General features: G+C 69.4%; 24 protein-coding genes. 13 read left to right on the forward strand and 11 right to left on the reverse strand.

Translation table 11 applies throughout. The features are described from left to right. Window positions 1-261 precede the first annotated feature (261 nt). On the forward strand, window positions 262-726 hold the full coding sequence (locus P1J78_RS18985) for an MAPEG family protein (protein WP_275568962.1): 465 nt from the start codon (window positions 262-264) through the stop codon (window positions 724-726). Between the two features lie 71 nt (window positions 727-797). Continuing rightward, entirely contained in the window at window positions 798-2,567 is a 1,770-nt protein-coding gene (locus tag P1J78_RS18990) for a B12-binding domain-containing radical SAM protein (RefSeq protein WP_275568963.1), read from the forward strand. Between the two features lie 4 nt (window positions 2,568-2,571). Here P1J78_RS18990 and P1J78_RS18995 read toward each other — a convergent pair whose 3' ends face one another. Both P1J78_RS18995 and P1J78_RS19000 read right to left on the reverse strand, forming a co-directional pair. After that, the gene (locus P1J78_RS18995) at window positions 2,572-4,851 is read right to left on the reverse strand and encodes an NADP-dependent malic enzyme (RefSeq protein WP_275568964.1); all 2,280 of its coding nucleotides are present in this window, start codon (window positions 4,849-4,851) and stop codon (window positions 2,572-2,574) included. A 134-nt stretch (window positions 4,852-4,985) separates the two neighbouring features. After that, window positions 4,986-5,210, reverse strand: coding sequence for a DUF3072 domain-containing protein (locus tag P1J78_RS19000; protein ID WP_275568965.1), 225 nt, complete (start codon window positions 5,208-5,210; stop codon window positions 4,986-4,988). Window positions 5,211-5,282: 72 nt separating this feature from the next. Here P1J78_RS19000 and P1J78_RS19005 point away from each other — a divergent pair, with 72 nt between their 5' ends. The 9 genes from P1J78_RS19005 (at window position 5,283) to P1J78_RS19045 (ending at window position 13,474) form a co-directional block, all read left to right on the forward strand. Next, window positions 5,283-5,747: a cytidine deaminase gene (locus tag P1J78_RS19005; protein ID WP_275568966.1), complete on the forward strand. Its 465-nt coding sequence runs from the start codon at window positions 5,283-5,285 to the stop codon at window positions 5,745-5,747. Next, window positions 5,747-7,054, forward strand: coding sequence for a thymidine phosphorylase (locus P1J78_RS19010; RefSeq protein WP_275568967.1), 1,308 nt, complete (start codon window positions 5,747-5,749; stop codon window positions 7,052-7,054). Before P1J78_RS19005 ends, P1J78_RS19010 begins: the two co-directional genes overlap by 1 nt. Continuing rightward, window positions 7,054-8,250, forward strand: coding sequence for a phosphopentomutase (locus P1J78_RS19015; RefSeq protein WP_275568968.1), 1,197 nt, complete (start codon window positions 7,054-7,056; stop codon window positions 8,248-8,250). Before P1J78_RS19010 ends, P1J78_RS19015 begins: the two co-directional genes overlap by 1 nt. Continuing rightward, on the forward strand, window positions 8,247-9,239 hold the full coding sequence (locus P1J78_RS19020; protein WP_275568969.1) for an adenosine deaminase: 993 nt from the start codon (window positions 8,247-8,249) through the stop codon (window positions 9,237-9,239). The genes P1J78_RS19015 and P1J78_RS19020 overlap by 4 nt, the downstream gene beginning before the upstream one ends. After that, window positions 9,232-9,864 carry a uracil phosphoribosyltransferase gene (upp, locus tag P1J78_RS19025; protein ID WP_275568970.1) on the forward strand — a complete coding sequence of 211 codons (633 nt, stop codon included), beginning with the start codon at window positions 9,232-9,234 and terminating at the stop codon, window positions 9,862-9,864. The genes P1J78_RS19020 and upp overlap by 8 nt, the downstream gene beginning before the upstream one ends. Before the next feature lie 71 nt (window positions 9,865-9,935). Next, window positions 9,936-11,009 carry an SPOR domain-containing protein gene (locus P1J78_RS19030; RefSeq protein WP_275568971.1) on the forward strand — a complete coding sequence of 358 codons (1,074 nt, stop codon included), beginning with the start codon at window positions 9,936-9,938 and terminating at the stop codon, window positions 11,007-11,009. 487 nt (window positions 11,010-11,496) lie between these two features. After that, on the forward strand, window positions 11,497-11,925 hold the full coding sequence (locus P1J78_RS19035; RefSeq protein ID WP_275568972.1) for an FKBP-type peptidyl-prolyl cis-trans isomerase: 429 nt from the start codon (window positions 11,497-11,499) through the stop codon (window positions 11,923-11,925). Window positions 11,926-12,009: 84 nt separating this feature from the next. Then, window positions 12,010-12,909: an NAD-dependent epimerase/dehydratase family protein gene (locus tag P1J78_RS19040; RefSeq protein ID WP_275568973.1), complete on the forward strand. Its 900-nt coding sequence runs from the start codon at window positions 12,010-12,012 to the stop codon at window positions 12,907-12,909. Between the two features lie 4 nt (window positions 12,910-12,913). Beyond that, window positions 12,914-13,474, forward strand: a complete 561-nt coding sequence (locus P1J78_RS19045; protein WP_275568974.1) for an SAM-dependent methyltransferase — start codon at window positions 12,914-12,916, stop codon at window positions 13,472-13,474. Between the two features lie 139 nt (window positions 13,475-13,613). Here P1J78_RS19045 and P1J78_RS19050 read toward each other — a convergent pair whose 3' ends face one another. The 8 genes from P1J78_RS19050 to P1J78_RS19085 are packed head-to-tail and all read right to left on the reverse strand — an operon-like array spanning window position 13,614 to window position 23,052. Beyond that, window positions 13,614-15,167 carry a flotillin family protein gene (locus tag P1J78_RS19050; RefSeq protein WP_275568975.1) on the reverse strand — a complete coding sequence of 518 codons (1,554 nt, stop codon included), beginning with the start codon at window positions 15,165-15,167 and terminating at the stop codon, window positions 13,614-13,616. A 24-nt stretch (window positions 15,168-15,191) separates the two neighbouring features. After that, complete coding sequence (locus P1J78_RS19055; protein WP_275568976.1) at window positions 15,192-16,667, reverse strand: aldehyde dehydrogenase family protein; 1,476 nt, start codon at window positions 16,665-16,667, stop codon at window positions 15,192-15,194. 3 nt (window positions 16,668-16,670) lie between these two features. Continuing rightward, on the reverse strand, window positions 16,671-17,837 hold the full coding sequence (locus tag P1J78_RS19060) for an ABC transporter ATP-binding protein (RefSeq protein WP_275568977.1): 1,167 nt from the start codon (window positions 17,835-17,837) through the stop codon (window positions 16,671-16,673). Then, window positions 17,830-18,570 carry an ABC transporter ATP-binding protein gene (locus tag P1J78_RS19065; protein ID WP_275568978.1) on the reverse strand — a complete coding sequence of 247 codons (741 nt, stop codon included), beginning with the start codon at window positions 18,568-18,570 and terminating at the stop codon, window positions 17,830-17,832. The genes P1J78_RS19060 and P1J78_RS19065 overlap by 8 nt, the downstream gene beginning before the upstream one ends. Next, window positions 18,567-19,499: a branched-chain amino acid ABC transporter permease gene (locus tag P1J78_RS19070; protein WP_275568979.1), complete on the reverse strand. Its 933-nt coding sequence runs from the start codon at window positions 19,497-19,499 to the stop codon at window positions 18,567-18,569. The genes P1J78_RS19065 and P1J78_RS19070 overlap by 4 nt, the downstream gene beginning before the upstream one ends. After that, the gene (locus P1J78_RS19075) at window positions 19,496-20,362 is read right to left on the reverse strand and encodes a branched-chain amino acid ABC transporter permease (protein ID WP_275568980.1); all 867 of its coding nucleotides are present in this window, start codon (window positions 20,360-20,362) and stop codon (window positions 19,496-19,498) included. The genes P1J78_RS19070 and P1J78_RS19075 overlap by 4 nt, the downstream gene beginning before the upstream one ends. 57 nt (window positions 20,363-20,419) lie before the next feature. Then, window positions 20,420-21,622 (reverse strand): amino acid ABC transporter substrate-binding protein, encoded by a 1,203-nt coding sequence (locus tag P1J78_RS19080; RefSeq protein ID WP_275568981.1) that lies wholly within the window; start codon window positions 21,620-21,622, stop codon window positions 20,420-20,422. Continuing rightward, window positions 21,619-23,052 carry an aldehyde dehydrogenase family protein gene (locus P1J78_RS19085; RefSeq protein WP_275568982.1) on the reverse strand — a complete coding sequence of 478 codons (1,434 nt, stop codon included), beginning with the start codon at window positions 23,050-23,052 and terminating at the stop codon, window positions 21,619-21,621. Before P1J78_RS19085 ends, P1J78_RS19080 begins: the two co-directional genes overlap by 4 nt. 179 nt (window positions 23,053-23,231) lie before the next feature. On the opposite strand from P1J78_RS19085, the gene P1J78_RS19090 reads away from it, so the two are divergent. Next, window positions 23,232-24,107, forward strand: a complete 876-nt coding sequence (locus P1J78_RS19090) for a helix-turn-helix domain-containing protein (protein WP_275568983.1) — start codon at window positions 23,232-23,234, stop codon at window positions 24,105-24,107. A gap of 43 nt (window positions 24,108-24,150) precedes the next feature. On the opposite strand, the gene infC is transcribed toward P1J78_RS19090, so the two are convergent. Further along, entirely contained in the window at window positions 24,151-24,693 is a 543-nt protein-coding gene (infC, locus tag P1J78_RS19095; RefSeq protein ID WP_275568985.1) for a translation initiation factor IF-3, read from the reverse strand. 205 nt (window positions 24,694-24,898) lie between these two features. On the opposite strand from infC, the gene P1J78_RS19100 reads away from it, so the two are divergent. Further along, on the forward strand, window positions 24,899-25,258 hold a 360-nt coding region (locus tag P1J78_RS19100), incomplete at its 3' end, for a hypothetical protein (protein WP_275568984.1).

Below are 25,258 nucleotides of genomic sequence, written 5' to 3' on the forward strand. Positions count from 1 at the left end.
CGCTGCCCCCAGTATCTGCCCCAGGGTCAGTGAATCAGTCCCTCGGCCGAATGGGAATCCCCAATCGATTCATGTCGGTGGGCAAACGCTCTAATACGCCGATCTCCGTCCCCGGGCGGGTCCACCGCAAACCCGCCGAGCGCGCCTGCGGCCCTCCCCCCATCCGCCGTCCCGCCCATCGGTTTGCCCGAGATAGAAGGTGATTTCTGGCGCGACTTGACGCAGGGTCGGGCGGGGGCACGAGACAAACGGAGGGACAGGATGGACCTGCTGACGCTGGAGAACCCGGTTTTCGCGACCTATGCCGTGGCGGCGGCGGTCATGGTGCTGAAGGTCATGGGGCAGGGCTGGATGACCGTCTACCGGATGTCGACGGCAAATGCCGGGCTGGTCAGTCCCGAGGACCTGAGGCCCGGGGCGATCAACCCGACACCGGATCCGTCGCAGCTGGAGCCGAACGACTATGTCGAGCGGTCGCGGCGCATCCATCGCAACGACCTGGAGAACATCCCGGCCTTCTGGGCGGCGGGGCTGTTGTTCGTGACGGCCGATCCGCCGCTGTGGCTGGCGCTGGTGCTGATGGTCGGCTTCGTGCTGGCCCGGCTGGCGCATTTCGCGGCCTATGCCACGCAGCAGAGCCACGAGATGCGGGCGAGTTTCTACACCGTCGGCTCGGTCATCGTGATCTACATGGCGCTGCACGTGCTGTGGGCCGCGCTGGCCTGACGCCGCGGCGCGGCCCAGCTTGAGCATGCGCCGGATTGGCGTTACCCTCGCGTTAACCTAGGGGGCCGACCGTGCCGAAACGCAAGTTCCACTTCGTGATGATCAAGCCGTCGCATTACGACGAAGACGGCTATGTCATCCAGTTCTACCGCTCGGCGATGCCGTCGAACACGCTGGCCACGATCTACGGGCTGGCCGAGGCGTGCCGCGACCGGCGCGTGCTGGGCGACGATGTCGAGATCGCGTTCACCGCCATCGACGAGACCAACCGCCCCGTCCGCGTCGACCGGATCGTGCGCCAGATCCGGGCGGATGGCGGCATGGGGCTGATCGGGCTGATCGGGGTGCAGACGAACCAGTATCCCCGCGCGCTGGACCTGGCGCGGCGGTTCCGCGAGGCGGGGCTGCAGGTCTGTATCGGCGGCTTTCACGTCTCGGGCTGCCTGGCGATGCTGCCGGGGGTCACGCCGGAGCTGCAGGAGGCGCTCGACATGGGCGTGTCGCTGTTCTCGGGCGAGGCGGAGGGGCGGCTGGACATCGTGCTGCAGGACGCATTCCGCGGCGAGATGCGGCCGGTCTACGACTACATGAACGACCTGCCGGCGCTGCAGAACGCGCCGCGGCCGTTCCTGAACATCGAGGCCGTCAAGCGCACCGGCGGCGCGCAGGCGAGTTTCGACGCCGGCCGGGGGTGCCCCTACCTGTGCAGCTTCTGCACCATCATCAACGTGCAGGGCCGCACCTCGCGGCATCGCAGCGCCGACGACGTGGTGGATATCATCAAGGCGAATCTCGACCAGGGGATCGTGCGGTTCTTCATCACCGACGACAATTTCGCGCGGAATTCCAGCTGGGAGCCGATCCTCGACGCGCTGATCGCGTTCCGCGAGCGCGACGGGCGCAAGTTCAACCTGACGCTGCAGGTGGACACGGCCTGCCACCGGCTGCCGGGCTTCATCGAGAAGGCGGCGCAGGCCGGCTGCAAGCGGGTGTTCATCGGGCTGGAGAACATCAACCCCGAAAGCCTGAAGGGCGCGCAGAAGGGGCAAAACCAGATCGTCGAATACCGCCAGATGCTGCAGGCCTGGCGGGCGCAGCGGGTGATCACCACGGCCGGCTACATCCTGGGCTTTCCCGGCGACACGCCCGAGACGATCCGGCGCGACATCGAGATCATCAAGCGCGAGCTGCCGATCGACATCCTGGAGTTCTTCTACCTGACGCCGCTGCCCGGCTCGGCCGATCACAAGGCCTTGCTGGAGAAGGGCGTCGAGATGGATCCCGACCTCAACAAGTACGACCTGAACAACATCTGCACCGCGCATGACACGATGACGCGCGAAGACTGGCAGCGGGCGTACCGGCTGGCCTGGGACACGTATTTCTCGGAGGATCACTGCGAGACGCTGCTGCGCCGGGCGCGCGCCGACGGGCTGCCGCTGGGCAAGATCGTGGGAACCATGACGTGGTTCTACGGCAGCGTGCTGTACGAGGGGGTGCATCCGCTGGAATCGGGGTTCTTCCGGCGCAAGTCGCGGACCGACCGGCGGCCGGGGTTCCCGGTGGAAAGCCCCCTGGTGTTCTACCCGAAATACGGCTGGGAGCTGGTCAGCAAGACCTACAAGACGCTGCGGATGTTCTACCGCTATCGCGCGATCCGCAAGCGGCTGGAGGCCGACGAGTCGACGCTGGACTACACCGATGCCTCGCTGACGCCGGTGACCGACGCCGAACTGGCCGAGATGGATCTGTACCGCGCGACGGACGCGGCGCGGCAGGCGGCGGCGCGGGCGCAGCGCAAGAGCGCGCGGCGGCAGGAGGCGGTGGCGGCGAAGGCCTGAGCCTTCAGCCGTAATGCGCCACCGGCGTGCCGGCGACGGCAGACATGTTCAGCAGGCCGCGCGCGGTGATCGAGGTGGTCACGACATGGGCGCGGTTGCCCATGCCCATCAGGATCGGCCCGACCTCCAGCCCGGCCGCCTTCATCTTCAGCACGTTGCGCACGCCCGAGGCGGCGTCGGCCGAGGCGAAGATCAGCACGTTGGCCGCCCCCTCGAAGCGCGCGCCGGGCAGCAGGCGGTCGCGCAGGTCCTGGTCGAGCGCCGAGTCGACATGCATCTCGCCGTCGAAGGGGAAATCGGCCTGGCGTTCCTCCAGCAGTTCCAGCGCGCGGCGCATTCGGCGGCCGGACTCGCTGTCGAGATTGCCGAACTGGGAATGCGAGCACAGCGCGACCCGGGGCTCGACGCCGAAGCGGCGGACATGGCGCGCGGCGCCGATGGCGGTCTCGGCGATTTCCTCGGCGGTCGGGGTCTGGTGGACCTGGGTGTCGGCGATGAACAGCGGCCCGTCCTCCAGGATCATCAGCGACAGCGCGCCGACCGGGTGCAGGTGGCGGGTGGCCAGCACCTGGCGGACATAGTTCAGGTGCCAGCCGAACTGGCCGAAGGTGCCGCAGATCATGCTGTCGGCCTCGCCCCGGTGGACCATGACGGCGGCGATGGCGGTGGCGTTGGTGCGCATCACGGCGCGGGCGATGTCGGGCGTGACGCCGCGCCGGGCCATGATGTGGTGGTAGGTCTGCCAGTACTCGCGGTAGCGCGGGTCGTTTTCGGGGTTCACCAGGTCGAAGTCGCGGCCCGGCCGGATCGGCAGGCCGGCGCGTTCGCAGCGCGCCTCGACCACCTCGGGCCGGCCGATCAGGATCGGCGTGTCGGTCGTCTCCTCGATCATCGCGGTGGCGGCGCGCAGGACGCGCTCGTCCTCGCCCTCGGCGAAGGCGATGGAGCGGTTGGCCGTGGCCGCGGCCTGGAACACCGGCCGCATGATCAGCGCCGAGCGGAAGACCGAGTGGTCGAGCCGGTTCTTGTAGGCGTCGAGGTCGGGCAGGGGCCGCGCGGCGACACCCGATTCCATTGCCGCCCGCGCCACGGCCGAGGCGACGACGCCGATCAGGCGCGGGTCGAACGGCTTCGGGATCAGGTAGTCGGCGCCGAAGGTGAGCTGTTCGCCCTGATAGGCCGCCGCCGCCTCGGCCGAGGTCGTGGCGCGGGCCAGCGCGGCGATGCCCTCGATGCAGGCGATCTGCATGTCGTCGTTGATCTCGGTCGCGCCCACGTCCAGCGCGCCGCGGAAGATGAACGGAAAGCACAGGACGTTGTTGACCTGGTTGGGATAGTCCGAGCGCCCCGTGGCGATGATCGCGTCGGGCGAGACGGCGCGCGCGGCCTCGGGCAGGATCTCCGGCATCGGGTTGGCCAGGGCGAAGATGATCGGGCGGTCGCCCATCTTCTCGACCATCCCGGGCGTCAGCACGTTCGGCCCCGACAGGCCCAGGAACAGGTCCGCCCCGTCGATCACATCGTCGAGCCCGCGCGGCCCGCCCGGCTGGGCATAGGCCGCTTTCTGCGGGGTCATGTCCTCGGTCCGGCCCTCGTGGACGAGGCCGTGGATGTCGCAGAGCCAGACGTTCTCGCGCTTCACCCCGAGCTTCAGCAGCATGTTCAGACAGGCGATGCCCGCCGCGCCGCCGCCGGTCGAGACGACCTTGATCTCCTCGAAGCTCTTGCCGGCCACGCGCAGCGCGTTGGTGGCCGCGGCGCCGACGACGATGGCGGTGCCGTGCTGGTCGTCGTGGAAGACCGGAATGTTCATCCGCTCGCGGCAGAGCTTTTCCACGATGAAGCAGTCGGGCGCCTTGATGTCTTCCAGGTTGATCGCGCCGAAGGTCGGCTCCAGCGCGCAGATGATGTCGGCCAGGCGTTCGGGGTCGGGCTGGTTCACCTCGATGTCGAAGCAGTCGATATTGGCGAACTTCTTGAACAGGACCGCCTTGCCCTCCATCACCGGCTTCGAGGCCAGCCCGCCGATATTGCCCAGCCCCAGCACGGCCGAGCCGTTGGAGACGACGGCCACGAGGTTGCCCTTGGCGGTATAGCGGCTGGCGGCCTGGGGATCGGCCTTGATGTCGAGGCAGGCCTCGGCCACGCCGGGCGAGTAGGCCAGCGACAGGTCGCGGCCGTTGGCCAGCGGCTTGGTGGCACGGATTTCCAGTTTCCCGGGCTTCGGCCACTCGTGGTAGGACAGCGCCGTCTGGCGGAAATTGTCGCTGTGCTGGTCGCTCACGGTGGCCCCTCCCGGCTGTCTCGATCCGCGCGCCTCATAAACCGAAGCACGGTGGCGATAAAGCCGGAATGGGACGTCGCGTCACAAAGGATGCGACGCGGCGAAGGTTTTCGGGCCGTGGTGCCGTCGGCGGGTCAGACCTTCGTGCGCAGGTAGGCGAGGCGTTCCTCGGCCTGGTGCTGGGTGAGGCTGGCATCGAAGGCCTCGCCCGTCCGCTCGGCGAGCTCGCGCAATTCGGCGGCCTGTGCCTCGGTCATCGGCGCCTCGGCGTCGGTCGAGGGGCTTGCCGCCGGCATCGTTCCGGTGGCCGCGGCGACCGGCTGCCGGTCGAGGTCCTTGGGGCGTGTGGGATCGGTCATCGTTTGCGTCTCCGTCTCGTTCCATTCCCCCTGTCAACGCGCGGGGCGGCGCGGCTGTTCCCACGGCGGGGCTTGCGCTCGGCCCGCCGTCACAGCAGGCTGGCGCGAGCGAAGACGAAAGCGAGCGGGAAAAGCGAGCGGGACATGGCGCTGATCGACGAGGCCGCGGCGGTGCGGGACAATGCCTATGCGCCCTATTCGGCGTTCAGGGTGGGCGCGGCGGTGCGCGCGGGCTCGGGCGCCGTGTTCACCGGCGTCAACGTGGAGAACGCGGCCTATCCGGAAGGCACCTGCGCCGAGGCCGGGGCGATCGCGGCGATGGTGGCGGCGGGCGAGACGGCGATCGCCGAGGTCGCGGTGATCGCCGATTGCCCCGACCCGGTGGCGCCCTGCGGCGGCTGCCGCCAGAAGATCGCCGAGTTCGCAGGGCCCGACGTGGTGGTCACGATGGGCACGGTGGCGGGCGCCCGCGCGCAGCTGACGGTGCGCGACATGCTGCCCGGCGCCTTCGCCAAGTCGTCGATGGACAAGGCTTGATGGACGCGCGCGCGATCCTGGCGCGGCTGCGGCGCGGCGATGAATTGTCGGCCAAGGAGGTTCGCTGGTTCGCCGAGGGGCTGGCCAGCGGCGCGGTCAGCGACTCGCAGGCCGGGGCCTTCGCGATGGCGATGTGCCTTTTGCCGCGGTCGGACGAGGAGCGCGTGGCGTTGACCCTGGCGATGCGGGATTCCGGCGACGTGCTGGACTGGGACCTGCCGGGCCCGGTGCTGGACAAGCATTCGACGGGCGGGGTGGGCGACTGCGTGTCGCTTCTGCTGGCGCCGGCGATGGCGGCGCTGGGCACCTTCGTGCCGATGGTGTCGGGCCGCGGGCTGGGCCATACCGGCGGAACGCTCGACAAGATGGAGGCGATCCCGGGTCTTACGACCGAGGTGGACGAGGACCGGTTCCGCGCGATCACCGCCGAGGCGGGCTGTGCCATCGTCGCGGCGTCGGCGCATACCGCGCCGGCGGACCGGCGGCTCTATGCCGTGCGCGACGTGACCTCGACGGTCGAATCCATCGACCTGATCACCGCCTCGATCCTGTCGAAGAAGCTGGCCGCCGGGCTGGATGCGCTGGTGCTCGACGTCAAGGTCGGCTCGGGCGCCTTCATGAAGTCGATGGAGGACGCGCTGGACCTGGCCGAGTCGCTGGTCGAGACGGCGAACGGCGCGGGCTGTCCGGCGAGCGCGCTGATCACCGACATGAACCAGCCCTGCGTGCCCGCGGTGGGCAACGCGCTGGAGGTGATGGAGGTGATGGAGGCGCTGACTGGCGGCGACACCGGCAGCCTGATCTGCGACCTGACGGGCGATCTGGGCGGCGAGATGCTGCGGCTGGCGGGGATGGCCGACAGCCGCGCGGAGGGCGCCGAGATGGTGCTGCAGGCCATCGCGTCTGGCGCCGCGGCCGAGCGGTTCGGGCGGATGGTCAAGGCGATGGGCGGGCCGGGCGACTTCGTCGACCGCTGGCGCGACCGGCTGGGCTCGGCCCCCGTGGTGCATGCGGTGCCGGCGCCGATGGCGGGCTATCTCACGGCGATCGACGGCGAGGCGCTGGGCAACGCGGTGGTGCGGCTGGGCGGCGGGCGCATGGTGGCAGGGGACCGGGTGGACCCGTCGGTGGGGCTGTCGGACGTGGCGCTGCTGGGCGATCCGGTGGATGCCGGGGCGCCGCTGGCGGTGGTGCATGCGGCCTCGGAGGAGGATGCGTCCGACGCCACGACGGCGCTGGCGCACGCCTTCACCATAGAAGAGGCGCTGCCCGACCTGCCGCCGATGGTCTACCGGAGCGTTCCCTGATGCCGCGCGCCTTCCTGATCGTGCTGGATTCCGTGGGCTGCGGCGGGGCGCCGGATGCCGCCGACTTCGGGGACGAAGGTGCGAACACGCTGGGCCACATCGCCGCGGAATGCGCCGCCGGCCGCGCCGAGGAGGGGCGCAGCGGGCCCTTGGCGCTGCCCAACCTCGACGCGCTGGGGCTGGGCGCGGCGATCCGGCTGGCGAGCGGGGCGGAGACGCCGGGGCTGGACGCCGCGCCGACGGGGCTGTGGGGCGCGGCCGAGGAGGTGTCGCCGGGCAAGGACACGCCCTCGGGACACTGGGAACTGGCCGGCGTGCCGGTGCCGTGGGAGTGGCATTACTTCCCCGACACGAAGCCCGCCTTTTCGCCGGATCTGGTCGACGCGGTGTGCCGGGCGGCCGGGACCGAGGGGATCCTCGGCAACTGCCACGCCTCGGGCACGGTGATCGTGGACGAGCTGGGGGCGGAGCATCTGCGCACCGGCTGGCCGATCTGCTACACCTCGGCCGACAGCGTGTTCCAGATCGCGGCGCATGAAGAGCATTTCGGGCTGGAGCGGCTTCTGGATCTGTGCCGCGCGCTGGCGCCCCGCCTGCACGCGATGAAGGTGGGCCGGGTGATCGCCAGGCCCTTCGTGGGGTCCGAGGCCGAGGGGTTTTCGCGGACGACGAACCGCCACGACTATGCCATCGCGCCGCCCCGCCCGACGCTCTGCGACTGGGTGCAGGGCGCGGGGCGGCGCGTGCAGGCTGTGGGTAAGATCGGGGACATCTTTTCCATGCAGGGGATCGACGAGGTGCGGAAAGGGGCCGATTCCGCCCTTTTCGAACATCTTTGCGATTACGCGGCGGAGGCTGTGGATGAGTCCTTGACCTTCGCCAACTTCGTGGAGTTCGACAGCCTGTGGGGACACCGGCGGAACGTGTCGGGCTATGCCCGCGCGCTGGAGTGGTTCGACCGGGAACTGCCGCGGTTTCTCGACCGGCTGCGGCCCGGGGACCTGGCGATCTTCACCGCCGATCACGGCAACGACCCGACCTGGCACGGCACCGATCACACGCGGGAACGGGTGCCGGTCCTGGGTCACGGCCTGGGCGCGCGGGAGATCGGGAAGGTGGCCTTCGCCGATGTCGCGGCCTCGGTCGCGGCGCATCTGGAGGTGCCGGCCGAGGGGCCGGGAAGGAGTTTTCTTTGAGTTTGCGTGACCTGCCGAAGGTGGAGCTGCACCTGCATCTGGAAGGCGGCGCGCCGCCGCGGTTTATCGCCGGGCTGGCGCGGGAGAAGGGGCTGGACATCTCGCGCATCTTCAAGCCCGACGGCAGCTATGACTACCGCGATTTCTGGCACTTTCTCGAGGTCTACGAGGCCGCCTGCTCGACGCTGCAGACACCCGAGGATTACGGGCGGCTGACGAGGGCCGTGCTGGAGGAGAGCGCGGCGAACGGGGTCGTCTATACCGAGGCGTTCCTCAGCCCCGACTTCTGCGGCGGCCGCGACCTGTCGGCCTGGCGCGAGTACCTGTCGGCGATCATGGAGGCGGCGGAGGCGGCCGAGCGGTCCATGGGGATCACCATGCGCGGCATCGTCACCTGCATCCGGCATTTCGGGCCCGAGGCGGCGAAGGAGACCGCGAAGTGTGCCGCCGAGACGGCGGGCGACTGGCTGGTGGGCTTCGGCATGGCGGGCGACGAGCTGCGCGGCAAGCCCAGGGACTTCGCCTATGCCTTCGACATGGCGCGCGAGGCGGGGCTGGGGATCACCGTGCATGCCGGCGAATGGGCCGGCGCGGACAGCGTGCGCGACGCGCTGGAGGCGCTGCGGCCGGCGCGGATCGGGCACGGGGTGCGGGCGATCGAGAACCTGGAGCTGGTGGACCGGCTGGCCGAGCGGGGCGTGGTGCTGGAGGTCTGCCCGGGCTCGAACGTGTTCCTGGGCGTCTATCCGTCCTGGGAGGACCACCCGATCGCGCAGCTGAAGGCGCGGGGCGTGAAGGTGACGGTCAGCACCGACGACCCGCCGTTCTTCCACACCTCGATGACGGCCGAATACGACCGGCTTGCGCAGACCTTCGAATGGGAGGAAGAGGACCTGCGCGAGCTGGCCCGCACCGCCACCCACGCGGCGTTCTGCGGCGAGGCCACGCGCGAGCGGATACTGGAACGACTGGAGCCTGCCGATGTATGACCACCTGACCGTCGTCAAGCACCCGCTGGTGCAGCACAAGCTGACGCTGATGCGCAAGAAGGACACCTCGACCGCGTCGTTCCGGCGGCTTCTGCGCGAGATCAGCCACCTGCTGGCCTACGAGGTCACGCGCGAGATGCCGATGACGACCGAGGTGATCGAGACGCCGCTGTGCGAGATGGAAGCGCCGGTGATCGAGGGCAAGAAGCTGGCGCTGGTGTCGATCCTCAGGGCGGGGAACGGCCTGCTGGACGGGATCCTGGACCTGATCCCGGCGGCGCGGGTGGGGTTCGTCGGGCTCTACCGCGACGAGGCGACGCTGAAGCCGGTGCAGTACTACTACAAGGTGCCCGACAACCTGGGCGAGCGGCTGGTGATCGCGGTGGACCCGATGCTGGCCACCGGCAACAGCTCTGCCGCGGCGGTGGACCTGCTGAAGCAGGACGGGGCGACGGATATCCGGTTTCTCTGCCTGCTCGCGGCGCCGGAGGGGGTGGAGCGGATGCGCCAGGCGCATCCCGACGTGCCGATCATCACCGCGGCGCTCGACGACCACCTGAACGAGAAGGGCTATATCGTTCCGGGGCTGGGCGATGCGGGCGACCGCATGTTCGGCACGAAATAACGTTCACGCCCCCTTTACCGCAGCGTCGTTCTCGGGCATTGTCGACACAATATCTTGTGTGGGGGCACAGCATGAACAGACTACTGGCAGTCACGGCATTGACCATCGGCCTGTCCGTGGGCATCGGCACCGTCCACGCGCAGTCGCTGCGCAACACCGACGGGCCCGCCGAGTTCCCGCCGGCGAGCTATACCGGGAAGCAATATGTCGACAGCAAGGGCTGCGTCTTCGTGCGCGCGGGCTTCGACGGGAGCGTCACCTGGGTGCCGCGCGTGGACCGCAACCGCAAGGTGATCTGCGGCGCGACGCCGACCTTCGCCAATGCCAGCCCGCCGCCCTCGTCCCCGGCGCCGGAGCCCGAGACGCCGCCGCGCCGGACCGTCGAGACCGCGCCGCCGCCGACCCAGACCGCGCCCCCGCCGCGGCAGACGACGCCGCCGCCGCGCACCCGCGTCGTCACGGCGCCGCCGCCCGCGGCCACCACGCCGCCGAAGCGGACGACCCCGCCGCCGGCGAACACCAACACCGCCTGCCCAGGCCTGTCGCCGCTGGCGCAGCGCTATGTCAAGAACTCCGGCCACGCCGTGCGCTGCGGACCGCAGGCGGCCAATCCCTATGTCAGCGGCGATGCCTCGGGCGTGATCAGCGTGCCCAAGCCCCCCACCATCGCGCCGCCGCCGGGCTACAAGTCGGCCTTCGGGCCGGAAGAGGACCGGTTCAACCCGAACCGGGGCCACGTGACCCGCGAGGGCTTCGTGCAGATGCGGCTGGTCTGGACCGCCGGCGTGCCGCGCCGCCTGGTCGAGGGGGACAAGGGCCGCTACTATGCGGTGAACGCCACGCCGACGCCGGATCGCGAGTTCGTCCTGTCGACCAAGGATTCGACGCCGGAGAGCGCGGCCGAGACGCCGGCCCCGGCCGGCCACCGGTTCGTGCAGGTGGGCCTGTTCGCGACGCCCGAGAAGGCGAAGGCCGCGGCGCGCGGGCTGTCGCCGCTGGGCCTGCCGGTCCGGCTGGCCAAGGCGACGTCGGGCGGGCGCAGCTATACCATGGTCCTGGCCGGACCGTTCAATTCCGCCGCGCAGCTTCAGAACGGGCTGAATGCGGTCAAGGGCGTCGGCTACACCGGCGCGGTGACCCGCTGACGGGTTACGCAAGCAAAAGATAACGAGGGACAGAACGACTGGATGCCCGGCCCTGCGTGGCCGGGTTTTTCTTGGCCGGCCTGTCCCGGAGCCCATCCCGGATTGCCGGGGGTGGATGTCCTGTCGTCAGGAATTTCTAGAAATTCCTGACGGGCACGATCTTCTAGAAGATCGTGCTGTGCAGATTTTTCTAGAAAAATCTGCTGCTTGCGGTTCGGCGAGCCGTCGCCGGACAGGTCCTCGATCCGCCCGCGGCGATCGTGCGATCGCCGCGCCGGCGGCTGCGGGTCCGCCCGTGCAGGTCTTGCCGGACGCATGGGAGCGCATCGGTGCGGCGTAGGTGCAGAGGCCGTCCCGCCACCGGGGGAATCGTGACCCCAGCCTGCTTTACATTCCCGGCCATGCCTGCAACGTTTGGGCATCATCGAACGAGCACCCGCAGAGAGGCGGCCTCGGCAAACCCTTCCACCACATCAGGAGCGTCAAGATGACCCAGGCCAAAGCTGGCGACACCGTACGTCTTCACTATACCGGCACGCTCGCGGACGGGACCCAGTTCGACAGTTCGGACGGGCGCGACCCGCTGGAGTTCGAGGTGGGCTCCGGCCAGATCATTCCCGGTCTCGACCGCGAGGTCACCGGCATGGAGGTCGGCGAGAAGAAATCCGTGACCATCCCGGCGGCGGATGCCTACGGCGATCACGACCCCGACCGCGTGCAGGCCGTCCCGCGCGACCAGATCCCCGAGCATATCCCGGTCGATCCCGGCACCCAGCTGCAGATGCAGACCCCGCAGGGGCAGGCGATCCCGGTCACCGTGACCGAGGCGACCGAGCAGGAAGTCACGCTCGACGCCAACCACCCGCTGGCCGGCAAGGAACTGACCTTCGACGTGGAGCTGGTCGAGATCAAGTGATCCGGCTTTTGACGCGGCGGGCGTCTGGTCCGCCGCGCCATATGTGATAAGTCCCGTCCGGTAACAGATCGGGAGGGACACCCCATGCGCATTCTCTTCACCGGCGGAAGCGGCAAGGCGGGCCGCCACGTGGTGCCTTACCTTCTGGCACAGGGGCATCGGGTTCTGAACGTCGACAAGGTGCCGCTGGACGTCGACGGCGTCGACAACCGCATCGCCGACCTGACCGACGCGGGGCAGGTCTATGACATCATGCACAGCTATGCCGGCTTCGACGAACTGGCGCCGGGCACCGGTGTGCCGCGGTTCGACGCGGTGGTGCATTTCGCCGCGGTGCCGCGCATCCTGCTGACCAGCGACAACGAGTGCTACCGCACCAACACGCTGGCCACCTACAACGTGATCGACGCGGCGCTGAAATTCGGGGTGCGCAAGGTGGTCTTCGCCAGTTCCGAGACGACCTATGGCATCTGCTTCTTTGACGGCGAGCTGAAGCCCGACTACCTGCCCATCGACGAGGATCACCCGACGGTGCCGCAGGACAGCTACGCGATGTCCAAGGTCTGCAACGAGGTGACGGGCCGCAGCTTCCAGCGGCGCAGCGGCGCCGACATCTACGGGCTGCGGATCAACAACGTGATCGAGCCGCACGAGTACCAGGACCGGTTCCCCGGCTTCTTCGCGGATCCGGCCGTGCGGCGGCGCAACATCTTCGCCTATATCGACGCGCGGGATCTCGGCCAGTGCGTCGAGTGCTGCCTGAAGACCGACGGGCTGGGCTACGAGGTGTTCAACGTGTCGAACGACGACCACTCGGTGAACCTGACCGGCACGGAACTGGTCGAGCGGTTCTACCAGGGCGTGCCGGTGACCAAGGATATGGGCCCGCACGAGACCTTCTATTCGAACGAGAAGGCAAAGCGGCTTCTGGGCTTCGCGCCCGCGCATGGCTGGCGCGACGTGGTCGCCGATCCCAGGGGGTAGGGCGATGGCGACCGACTGGGACGCGCGCTACGACCGGGAGGATTACCTGTTCGGGACCGAGCCCGCCAAGTTCGTGGTCGCGCATGGCGGGCGCGTGCCGCAGGGCGCGCATGTGCTGGCCGTGGCCGACGGCGAGGGGCGCAACTCGGTCTGGCTGGCCAAGCGCGGGGTGCGGGTGACATCGATGGACAGCTCGGAAAAGGGGCTGGCGAAGGCGCGCAGGCTGGCCGAGGAGGCCGGCGTCTCGGTCGCGTTCCGCATCGGCGACGTCGCGCATTGGGACTGGGAGGGCGAGAGCTATGACGCGATCCTCGCCGTTTTCATCCAGTTCGCGCCGCCCGCGCTGCGCGACGAGATCCATCGCGGGTTCGACAAGGCGCTGAAGCCCGGGGGGCTGCTGCTGATGCACGGTTTCGCGCCGCGGCAGGTGAATTTACGGCACCGGCGGGCCGCCGGACGCCGAGAACATGTACACGCTGGACCTGCTGCACCGCGATTTCCCGGACTACGAGGTGCTGCACGAGGCCGACTACGATGCCGAGCAGGACTCGGGCGAGGGGCATAGCGGGGTCGCGGGGCTGGTGGATTTCGTGGCGCGGAAGCCGGGCGGGGCGTAAGGGTCGCCTGAAGGGCGCAAGGGGGCCCGTACGCCGGACATCGCCAGGCACATCCGGGCGGCGAGCGCCGCCCGGAAGCCTGTGCGACTATCCCTTGCCCTCCTTTTCGGGCGGCATCACCCCTTCGAGGTTCACGCCGATCTGGTCGCCGATCCTTTTCATCGCGGGCAGCGTGACCGCGAGGTCGAGGATCGAGTGGATCGTGTGGTCGACCGGGGAACCGGCGCCCTCGCTGCCGTCCCGCCCCAGCCCGGAGACGTGGTTGATGGTGATGCCCTTGATCTTTTCGGCGGGCTTCACGGCCTCGCTCAGGATCGCCGGCATCTTCTCCAGCCGCATTCTCTCGGTCTCGTGGGCCATCAGCGCTTCGCTGCGCGTGTTCTCGGCCTCGATGCGCGCGGCCTCTGCCTCCGCCTCGGCCAGGCGGTAGAATTTCATCGTCTCTGCCTCGCCGCGCCGGATCTCGGCGCGCGCCTTCGCCACCTCCGTGTCCGAGGCGGCCCCGACTCGGGCGCGGATCGCGTCGGCCTCGGCCTCCTGTTCGGCCGCCAGATGGGCGAGCGTCTTACGGCGCTCCGCCTCGGCGGTCTGCTTCAGCGTCTCGATCTCCGCCTCTGCCTTGACCAGCGCGCTGCGGGCCGTGGTCGCCTCGGCTTTCGCCTTGCTCTCCTCCTGGCTCTTGGCGGCGACCTGGATCGTCTTGTCCTGCTCGGCGATCTCCAGCGCGCGGAACTGGGCGATCTCGGCTTCGCGCAGATGCAGCTCGCGCTGGATCGAGGCGGACTGGATCTCCTGCTCCATCGCGATGCGGGCCTGCGCGGCGGCGCGCTCGGCGTCCGCCTTGCGCTGCGCGACTTCCGTCAGCTGCGCCGCGAGCAGCGACTCGATCTCCTGCCGCTGCGAGATTTCGGCGCGCCGCTCCTGCAGCTCGATCTCCAGCTTGCGCTGGTTCGCCTCGACCTCGGCCCGCCGGACGGCGACCGCGGTCTCGCCCTCGATCTCGGCGCGGTCCTTCTTGGATTTCGCGATCACCTCCGAGATCTTGCGCATCCCGACCGCGTTGAAGGCGTTGTTCTCGTCGAGCGAGGAGAACGGCGTCTGGTCGAGCGCGGTCAGCGACACGCTGTCGAGCTGCAGGCCGTAGCGCCCCAGCGTGTCGGTCAGCGCCTCGCGCACCTCGCGGACGAAGTCCGAGCGGTTCTCGTGCAGCTCGTCCATCGTCATCTGCGCCGCGACCGAGCGCAGCGCGTCGATCATCATCCCGTCGATCAGCGCGGTCAGCTGGTCGGCCTGGAACGTGCGCCGGCCCAGCGTCTGCGAGGCCCGGAAGATCGCCGCGTCTTCCGGCAGGACCGAGGCGTAGAATTCCGCGCCGACATCGACGCGCATCCGGTCCTTGGTGATCAGCGCCGACTCCCCGCTTCGCGAGACGGTCATGCGGATCGTCTGCATGTTCACCCGGTTGATCTCGTGGAAGAACGGGAGCGCCAGCGTACCGCCGTCGATCACGACCTTGCGGCCGCCGATACCGGTGCGCACCAGGCTGACCTCGTTGGTCGCGCGTTCGTAGAACCAGGCGGCCAGGGCGACCAGGCCCGCCGCGATCGCGACGAGCAGGATGATCCAGGCAAGGGGTGTCATTGTCGTATCCTCCCTTCGGGCCGCTCAGAAGACCGGCGGGTAGTGCCGGCCGCCGCGTTCCAGCGTGATCCAGCGCAGTTCGGTGAAGGCATCCAGCGACCAGCGCCCGCCATAGCGGCCGACGCCCGACGCCTTGACGCCGCCGAACGGCACCTGCGGCTCGTCGTTGATGTTCTGGTCGTTGACATGGACCATCCCCGTCTCCAGCCGCCCGGCGAGGCGCAGCGCGCGGCCTTCGTCGGCGGTCCAGACGGCGGCGGTCAGCCCGTACTCGGTGTCGTTGTTCAGAGCGACGGCCTCGTCCTCGGTGCGGAACGGGCAGACGATGACGACCGGGCCGAAGGTCTCGTCGTGCCAGATGTCCATCGTGTCGTCGACATTGGTCAGCACCGTGGGCTCCACGAAGTTCTCCCAGGCTGACCCGCCCAGGTCGACCTGCGCCCCCTTTGCCGCCGCGTCGTCGATCAGCGCCTTGACCCGGTGCGCCTGCCGCGTGTTCACCAGCGGCCCGATGACGTTGTCGCGGTCGTTGACGTGGCCGGTCTTCAGTTTCCGGGCGCGGTCGAGAAAGCGCTGCATGAACGGCTCGTAGACGCTTTCGTGGACCAGCAGCTTCTCGGTCGACATGCAGACCTGGCCCTGGTGCATGAAGCTGCCGAAGTTGGCCGCTTCCGCCGCGCGGTCGAGGTCGGCGTCCTCCAGCACGATCATCGAGTCCTTGCCGCCCAGTTCGACGCAGCACTTCTTCAGATGCGCGCCGCACTTGGCGGCGATGTGGCGGCCCACGGCGGTGGAGCCGGTGAAGGACACGCCCTTGACCAGCGGATGCTCGATCAGCGTGTCGCCCACCTCGGCCACGCTGTCGCGCGAGCAGGTGACGACGTTGAAGACGCCGGGCGGGATGCCGGCCTCTTCGAGGATCTCGGCGTGGTAGAGGCCGCCGGCATAGGGCGTGTCCTCGGACGGCTTCAGCACCACGGTGTTGCCGGCCGCCAGCGCGGCGGCGTAGCCGCGCGAGGTCAGGATGCCGGGCATGTTCCAGGGCGACACGACCCCGACGACGCCCAGCGGCCAGCGCGTCGCCATCGACACCTTGCCGTCGGCCGAGGGCAGAACCTCTCCGGTGGACTGGTAGCAGAGCGAGGCGCAGGTGCGGAAGATCTCGGCGACGAAGCCGGCCTCGAACACGCCCTTGCCGTACCAGCCGCCGCCTTCGTGCATGACGGCGTTGATGAACTCGTCCTTCCGGGCCTCCCAGATCTCGGCGACCTTCAGGAGCGCCTTGGCCCGCTCCTGGAAGCTGCGGGCCGCCCAATCGGGGAAGGCGGCATGCGCCGCCTCGATCGCGCGCTCCATGTCGGTCGGCGTGCCGTCGGGAATGCGGGCATAGAGCGCGTTGTCGGACGGGTCCAGGTCGTCGAAGGTGCGGGCGGCCGGCACCCACGATCCCCCGATATACATGCCCCGGATGGTGGGCGAGGCGGAGCTGCTGTCGAGCATTGCTTATCTCCTTCGATCTCTGGAACGGTAGGTTTCGGCGCGGCGTGCGGCGGCCTCGATCTCGTCGAGGACCGCCTGCAGCCGGTCGCCGGTGTCGGGTTCGGTGCCGGTCGGCGCGACCCGACGCGGCGGCTCGTCCCGGCGCGCGGCGGGCGGCGCGGGCCGGGCCGGGGCGCCGGGTCGGCGGGACGACTGCGCGCTGGCCCGGGCCACGAGGTCGTTCACGTCGGGCAGGCGCGATGCCGGGCCTTCGGGCGCGGGTTTCGTGTCGGGCGTGTCAGGCGGGCCGGCGGCCTCCGCTGCCGGGCGCGCCGGCGGTCGGGCGGCCGGCGGGCGGGAGGCTGTGCCCACCCGGTCGAGCGCGGCGGCCGCGATCTCGCTCGCCGACGGTCCGCTCGGGCGGCGGGGCGTTGCCGCGGGGCGCGGCGCCGCCTCCGGCTGGTGCGGCGCGGCCTGGCCGCCGCCGGCGCCGAGATAGGCCCTTTGCACGGCGGGGTCGCGGGCGAGGGCGTCGGCCTTGTCTTCGTTCACGATTTCTCCGTTCTCCAGAAGGTAGCCGCGGTCGGCGATCCGCAGGCTCTGTTTCGCGTTCTGTTCCACCAGCAGCACGCCGACCCCGGCGGCCTTCACCGCCAACAGGCTCTGGAACAGATCCTTGCACAGAAGCGGCGACAGGCCCAGCGACGGCTCGTCCAGCGCCAGCACCTGCGGGTTCGACATCATGGCGCGGCCGATGGCGACCATCTGCTGCTCGCCGCCCGACATCGTGCGCACGGTCTGGCGGCGGCGCTCGGCGAGCTTGGGAAACAGCGACAGCACGCGGTCGAGGTTGCCGGTCTCGTCGTCGCGGGCGCGGGTGGGGTAGGCGCCGAGGGTCAGGTTCTCCTGCACCGTGAGGTCGCCGAAGATGCCGCGTCCCTCGGGCACCAGCGACAGCCCCGCCTCGACGATGCGGTCGGGCCTGGCGCCGAGGATCTCCTCGCCGTCGAGCAGCGCCGAGCCGGTGACGCGCCCCTCGCTGATGCCGCAGAGCGCCTTGAGCAGGGTCGACTTGCCCGCGCCGTTGGCGCCGAGGATCACCACGATCTCGCCCGGCGAGACGTGCAGGGCGGCGCTTTCCAGCGCCCGGTGCTGGCCGTAGCTGACCGAGAGATCGCGGATCTCAAGCATCGTCGTCGTCCCCGAGATAGGCGCGGATGACCTCCGGGTCGGACAGCACCTCGTCCGGGGTGCCTTCGGCGATCTTCGCCCCCGAGGACATCACCACGCAAGCATCGCAGAGCGAGCGGATCGCGTCCATCACGTGCTCGACCAGGACGATGGTGCGCCCGTCGTCGCGCAGCCGCCGGATCAGGGCGATGCCTTCCTCCAGCTCGGTCGGGTTCAGCCCGGCGAGCCATTCGTCCAGCAGCAGCACTTCGGGGTCCGAGGCCAGCACGCGCGCCAGTTCGACCCGCTTGGTGTCGATATAGGTCAGCTCGCCGGTATGGGCGTGGGCGCGGCGGTCGAGCCCCACGAGCTTGAGCATCCGCAGCGCGTGCGTTTCGGCCTCGGCGCCCCAGCGGCGGCGGTGGCCGAAGACGGCGCCGGCGCGGACGTTGTCGAGGACGCTCATCGAAGGCAGGAGGCGGACGAGCTGGAACGTGCGGGCGACGCCCTTTCGGGCGATCTCCTGGGCGGGCAGGTTCTCGATGGGCGTGCCGCGCAGCGCGATGCCGCCCGAGGTCGGCGGCAGCGCGCCCGAGATCAGGTTCAGCGTGGTCGACTTGCCCGACCCGTTGGGCCCGATCAGCCCCATCACCTCGTGCTCGGCCACGTCGAAATCCAGATCGTTGACGGCCACCAGCCCGCCGAACCGCTTGGTGGCGCCGCGGAGCGACAGGACGGGGGCATCGGTCCTCATGCGAAGGCCTCCCGCGCGCGCATCCGCCGCCGCGTGCCCTCGATCAGTCCGACGAAGCCGCGCGGCAGCAGATAGACGATCACCAGGAAGCTGACGCCCAGAAGCAGCGTCGTCTGGTTGGGAAAGCTGGCCGAGATCGCCTCCCACAGGAAGGTGAAGGGGATGACGCCGACGAGCGGCCCCCAGAGCCGCCCGGTGCCGCCGAGCAGCGCCATGATGACCACCTGGAAGGACAGCATCGGGGTGAAGGCGGTGGAGGGTTCGATATAGACGAAGCGCGGGGCGAGCACGGCGCCGACCACCGCCGCGGCCGCGCCGGAGACCATGAACAGCGCGACCTTGGCGCGCGCGGTGTTGATGCCGGAGTGGCGCGCCACCTCTTCGTCGTCGCCGATGATGCGCAGCGCGAAGCCCAGCCGCGACCGCCCGATCGCCCAGCCGGCCGCGTAAACCAGCGCGGCGAGGCCCAAAAGCTGCCAGAAGATCTGGGCCTCGGTGATCTTGGTGAGCACGTAGATGCCCTTCTGGCCCGAGATGTTCTGGAACCAGATGATGACCTGCCGCACCAGCTCGGCCAGGCCCAGGGTGAAGATCACGAAATAGACCCCCGAAAGCCGCAGCGTCGCGAGCCCCACGAGCGCGGCCATCACCGCGCCGAGGACACCGGCGATCGGGGGCAGGGCCCAGTAGGGCAGGTACTCGATCCCGATGCCGGTGGTGTAGCTGCCCACGCCGAAGAACGCCGCCGTGGCGAGCGAGATGTAATGCGTGGGCCCCGAGAACAGCGCCCAGCTGGTGGTGAGCACGGTGTACATCGCGATGCTGATGCCCAGGCTCAGCCAGTAGGCGCTGCCGGTGAGCGGCAGGCAGGCCGCCACCGCCAGCACCAAAGCGACCAGGGCGAGCGTGCGTCCGTCGGCGCGGATCATGTGCCGCGCCTCCCGAACAGGCCCTGCGGGCGGAACAGCAGGATCACGATGAACAAGAGGTAAGCGGCGGCGAGCGTGAGGCCCGGGTCGATGACCGCGGCCACGAAGGTCTCCAGCACGCCCAGCAGCAGCGCCGCGACGATGGTGCCGCGCACGTCGCCGACGCCGCCCATGATGACGATGACCAGCGCCTTCAGCGTGAAGATCACGCCGGTGGAGGCGTCCAGCGTGAAGAACATCGAGATCAGTGCGCCGCCGGTCGCGGTGACCGCGCCCCCCAGCGCGAAGGTCAGGGCCGCGAGCTTCGGCACGTCGATGCCGACGAGCCGCGCGCTTTCGGGCGACACGGCGATGGCGCGGATCGACATGCCGGGCCGCGAGTAGTTCAGCCACAGGTAGATCGCCGCGCAGATCAGCACCGCCGCGAGGAACGCGGTGGCGCGGTTCAGCGCGTAGGTGTCGCCCAGAAGCCGGATCGGCCGGGCGAGGTAGGAATAGCTGAAATAGTCGCCGCCGAAGACGGCGAGCATGATGCCCACCGACACGAAGGCGAGGCCGAAGGTGGCGAGGATCGCGTCGACCTCCAACTGGCCGCGCGACTTGGCGCGTTTGACCAGCGGGCGCAGCATGATCCAGTAGATCAGCCAGTTCAGCAGGAAGGCCACCGGCGCCACGAGGAACACCGTCAGCAAAGGGCTGACCTGGGCCGAGCTGTAGAGCCAGAAGGCCGAGAACCCGCCGACCACGATCATCTCGCCGTTGGCGAGGTTCATGATCCGGGCGATGCCGTATTGCAGGTTCAGCCCCATGGCGATCAGCGCGTAGGTGCCGCCGAGAAACAGGCCGGTGATCAGGATGTCCATCGCGTTCCCTCGGTGTCGGGCGCCCCGGCGCGGGGCCGGAGCGCCGTTGCGGCCGGATTACTCCCAGCCGTCCTTGAGGATCGGGTCCACCGCGCCCTCGCGGCCGGTCGAGGCGACGCCGCGGAACGCATCCCCCTGCCACTGGCCGACGGTCCAGTAGGCGGGGTTGTTGTTGTTCTCGTCGAACTCGATGGTGCCCATGACCGTGTCGAAGGAATTATCCTTGATGTACTGGGTGACCGTGTCGCGGTCGATGGTGCCGGCGCCGGTGATCGCCTGTTCGAGGATCTGCAGCGAGGCGTACATCATGCCCGAGGCCCAATAGTCGGGCGCCTGGCCGGTGACCTCCATGTGGCGGGCGGCATAGTCCTGGAAGGACTCGCTTTCGGCGTTCACGCCGCCGATGCCCATGACGCCCTCGGCCGCCGCGCCGAAGCGCTGCTTGTAGGCGGGGAAGGCGGTGGCGACGGCGGTGTAGAACACGCCGACGTCGAGCTCCTCGATCACCGCCTGTTCGGTCAGCCCGAAGGTGTCGGGCGGATAGGACCAGGCGACGAAGGCGTCCGGCTCGGAATCCTTGGCCGATTTCATCACCGGCGACAGGTCGGGCGTGCCCAGCGGATAGGACGTCTCGTAGACCAGCTCGAAGCCGGCCTCCTCGAAGATCGGCTTGGCGCTGGCGGCCAGCTCGATGCCGAAGGCGTCGGCCACGTTGACCATGGCGACCCGGTTGCCGATGTCGCCCGCCTCGCGCAGCTCCGTCAGGATCTCGACGGCGTCGCCGACGATCTCGCTGTTCTGGCCGAGCAGGAAGAACAGGTTCGGGAACTGGTCCGACAGCTCGCCCACCCGGTCGGTCGAGGCGGTCGAGGTCACCTGCGGGTATCCGAACCGATCGAAGATCGGCGCGGCGGCCAGGTTGAGGCCGGTGGAGTAGGGCGCGAGGATGAAATCCGCCTCGTCCTGCGTCGCCAGGCGGGTGACGGCGGAGATCGTCTCGGACGGGTTGGTCTGGTCGTCGTACTCGATGATCTCGACCATGTATTTGGTGCCGTCGACGTCGATGCCGCCGCGCTCGTTCACCTCGGTCGACCAGAGCTCGATATTGGGCCAGTGGGTGACCGCGGCGCCGCCCGCGAGCGGGCCGGTCTTGGGCCCGACCGCGCCGATCTTCAGCGTCTCCTGCGCCAGCGCCGGGCCGGCGAGCGCCGCGGACAGGGTCAGCGCGACCGTCGTGTTCAGTAACGTTCTGCGTTTCATTGGATTTCCTCCCTTTCAGTGCTTGGTGTCGGCCGGGGCGCAGCGGCCCCGGCGCTGTCGTGGATCGCGATCCACTGGCAGTCGGTGAATTCCCGCAGCGCCTCCACGCCGCCGAAGCGGCCGTAGCCGGACGCCTTGACGCCGCCGAACGGCATGCCCGGGTCGTCGAACACGGTCGAGCCGTTGACGTGGCCGATCCCGGTCTCGATCTGCCGCAACAGGTCGAGCGCCCCTGTCTCGTCGCGGCTGAAGACCGAGGCCACCAGCCCGAAGTCGGTGTCGTTCGCGATCGCCAGCGCCTCCTCCCGGTCGCCGACGCGGATGATGCCGCAGACCGGCCCGAAGGCTTCCTCGTCGTAGAGCCGCATCCCCGGCGCGATCCGGTCCAGGACGGTCGGCTGCAGCCCGCCGCCCGAGAAGTCGCCGCCGACCACGATCTCGGCGCCCTTGGCCAGGGCATCGTCGATCATCGCGCGCAGCCGCACCGCGGCGGACGGGCTGACCAGGGCGCCAAGCGGCGCCGGACCGGCGGCCCCGCCGCGCAGGTCGTTCGTCTCGGCGCGCAGGCGGGCGACGAACCGGTCGGCGACGGACTCGTCGACGATCACGCGCTCGGTCGACATGCAGATCTGGCCCTGGTTGAAGAAACTGCCATGCGCGGCCGCCGTCGCCGCAAGGTCGATATCGGCATCGGCGAGGACGATCATCGTCCCCTTGCCCGACAGCTCCAGCAGGCAGGGCTTCAGGTGCCGCGCCGCGCGCACCGCGATCTCGCGACCCACGCGGGTCGAGCCGGTGAAGTTCACGCGACGCACGGCCGGGTGCGCGACGAGCGCCTCCACCACCTCTTCGGCATGATCTGGGGCGTTGGTGATGTAGTTCAGAACGCCATCCGGAAGCCCGGCGCTGTTGATGACATCGGCGATCCATTCGTGGGTCTTGGGGCAAAGCTCCGACCCCTTCAGGACCACGGTATTGCCGCAGGCCAAGGGCGCTGCCACCGCCCGCGTGCCCAGGGTCACCGCGGCGTTCCAGGGCGCGATGCCCAGGATCACGCCGGCCGGACGGCGGCGCAGGATGCCGGCGTCGGTCACCTGTTCCTCGGCTTGCAGCGCGGCCGCCAGGTCGGCGGTCTGCCGCAGCATCCGCGCGGCGATCCTGACGTTGAACTGCACCCAGTCGGCGGCGGCGCCGAGCTCGTCCGCGGCGATCGCCACGATCTCGCCCGCGCGCTCGGTCATGATCCCGGCCGCCCGGTCGAGCAGCGCGACCCGGGACGCCGGCGGCGTTTCGGACCAGGTGACGAAGGCGGTGGCCGCGGCGGCGGCGGCATTGCGCGCATCCGCCGCCCGCGCGGAGGCGGCCCGGGTGACCACCGCCTCGGACACGGCGCGACGGCGGTCGTACCAGGCCTGCGCCTCCGCCGGCACGGCCTCGCCGCCGATGATCAGCCTCGCCTCGTACAGTTGCTCCTCCCAGGCAATCTGCGCGCCGGCGCCATCCGGGGCCGGTCAGGCCTCAAAGATCGCTGTTCCTGCATGCAAAAACATGTCAGTCTGTCGGAAAGAATTGTCATTATGCGGGAATCTGCGTGCCGGATGCGAACCTCATGGCGGCAGGTATGGTGCGCAGCTCCACGCTGGACGGCGCGCTCCGGCCGCGGCTTGTCGGCCTCGCGGAAACGCCCGCGGGGCCGGCGTGGCTCACCGCGCTGATCGAATACGGTCACGCCACCTTCGGGGACGAAACGCGGCCGGTCACCGGCCCGGCGCTCGCCTGGCGCCCCTGGTGGCGCGGCGCGCGCGCCCGGTTCGAGGCCGGGACGGTGGGCGCGTATGTGCTGCTGGGCCCGACGGCGCTGGCCGCCGCGGTCGGGCACATGCCGGAATCGCGCGACCTGCGGGAGATGGTCGATCACCCGGTGACATGCCCGCTGGACCGCACCGGCGAGACCCTGTCATCCATGCGCGCGGCGTTCTCCGGCGTCCGGCGGGAGATCCTCGCGCAGGAACCCGCCGCGCATGCGGTCGTCGAGGCGCATCTGCGCGTGATCCTCATCGAGGCCTACCGCGTCCGCGGCTCCCTGCCGTCGATCGAACAACCCTCCAGCCCCTCGCACCGGATATTCGCGCGCTACAGCGCGATGATCGAACGCAATTTCCGCGACCGGTGGACCGTCGAGAAATATGCCGACGCGCTTGGAACGTCCCGCGACCGGCTCGGCGATGTCTGCCGCCGGGTGCGCGGCATCGGCGCGAAGGATCTGATCGACCGCCGCGTCGTCCTGGAAGCACGGCTGCAACTGGAGAACTCGTCGAACTCGATCGAGCAGGTCGCCGGACTGCTCGGCTTCGCCTCGGCCGCCCAGTTCAACAAGTTCTTCCGCCGTAGGGTCGGGCAACCGCCCGGCGCGTATCGCGCCCATATGCGGACGAACCGGGCGGCCAGGTCCGAGGATGACAGGTCGCTCTACGACTGGCCGTGATCAGTCCCGGCTGTGGGGCCGATCCGAGGAGGGCCGGCCCCTCCTATTTGGTCGGCCCGATCATCATCACCATCTGGCGGCCTTCCATCTTCGGCATGTTCTCGACCTTGCCGACCTCTTTCACGTCGTCGGCCACCCGCTCCAGCAACTCGCGGCCGAGGTTCTGGTGGGCCATCTCGCGGCCGCGGAAGCGCAGGGTGACCTTCACCTTGTCGCCGGCCTCCAGGAACCGCAGCACGTTGCGCATCTTCACGTCGTAGTCGTGCACGTCCGTGTTGGGGCGGAACTTCACTTCCTTGACCTCGATGGTCTTTTGCTTCTTCCGCGCCTCGGACTCGCGTTTCTGCTGTTCGTACTTGTACTTGCCGAAGTCCATGATCTTGCAGACCGGCGGAGAGGCGTTCGGGGAGATCTCCACCAGGTCGAGCCCCGCCGCCTCGGCGAGCGCCATGCCTTTCTGCGGCGTCACCACGCCCACATTCTCGCCCTCGGGCCCGATCAGTCGGATCTCGTTGGCCCTGATGCGGTCATTGACGCGGGGGCCGGTGTCACGGGTTGGCGGGGCATTGTGCGGTCTTCTGGCGATGGTCGTGAGTCCTTCTGCGGTTGTCGGAGGTGTCGAAAAGTCAGGTGCAGAAGATACGGGTCGTGCGGCGGTGTTTCAACGGCTATTTCGCGCCGAAAGGCAGGGGTCGGCAGGCTTTCGGGCTTGAACTCGGGGGTCGCCGGGTCACATCAATACGCCAACGGATGAAACGCATTCAGAAACTCTGACCTGGGATTTCTAGAAGATGGACAAGACCTGGATCATCGCCGCCGTCGTGGTGGCCGCCGGGGTTGGCGGTTACGCCTATTATCAGACGCAGCAGGATGTGGAGACGCCCGCCGATGTCTCGGCCGAGATGCAAGGCGAGGTCGCCGAGCCCGGGGAGCTGACGGTCGAGGCGGCCGAGGAGAACGGTGCGGGCGAGACGGCGGATGAGTCCGGCGGTGAGGGCGCGGCCGAGGAGATGGCCGCTACCGAAGAGACCGGTGAATCCGAGGAGATGGCCGCGGCCGAGGAGACCGGCGAGTCCGAAGAAATGGCGGCTGCCGAGGAAACCGAGACGACCGGCGAGACCGAGGAGATGGCGGCGGCCGAAGAGACCGAG

Origin of the sequence: Psychromarinibacter sediminicola, from assembly GCF_029168335.1 — a bacterium.
GTDB classification, from domain to species: domain Bacteria; phylum Pseudomonadota; class Alphaproteobacteria; order Rhodobacterales; family Rhodobacteraceae; genus Psychromarinibacter; species Psychromarinibacter sediminicola.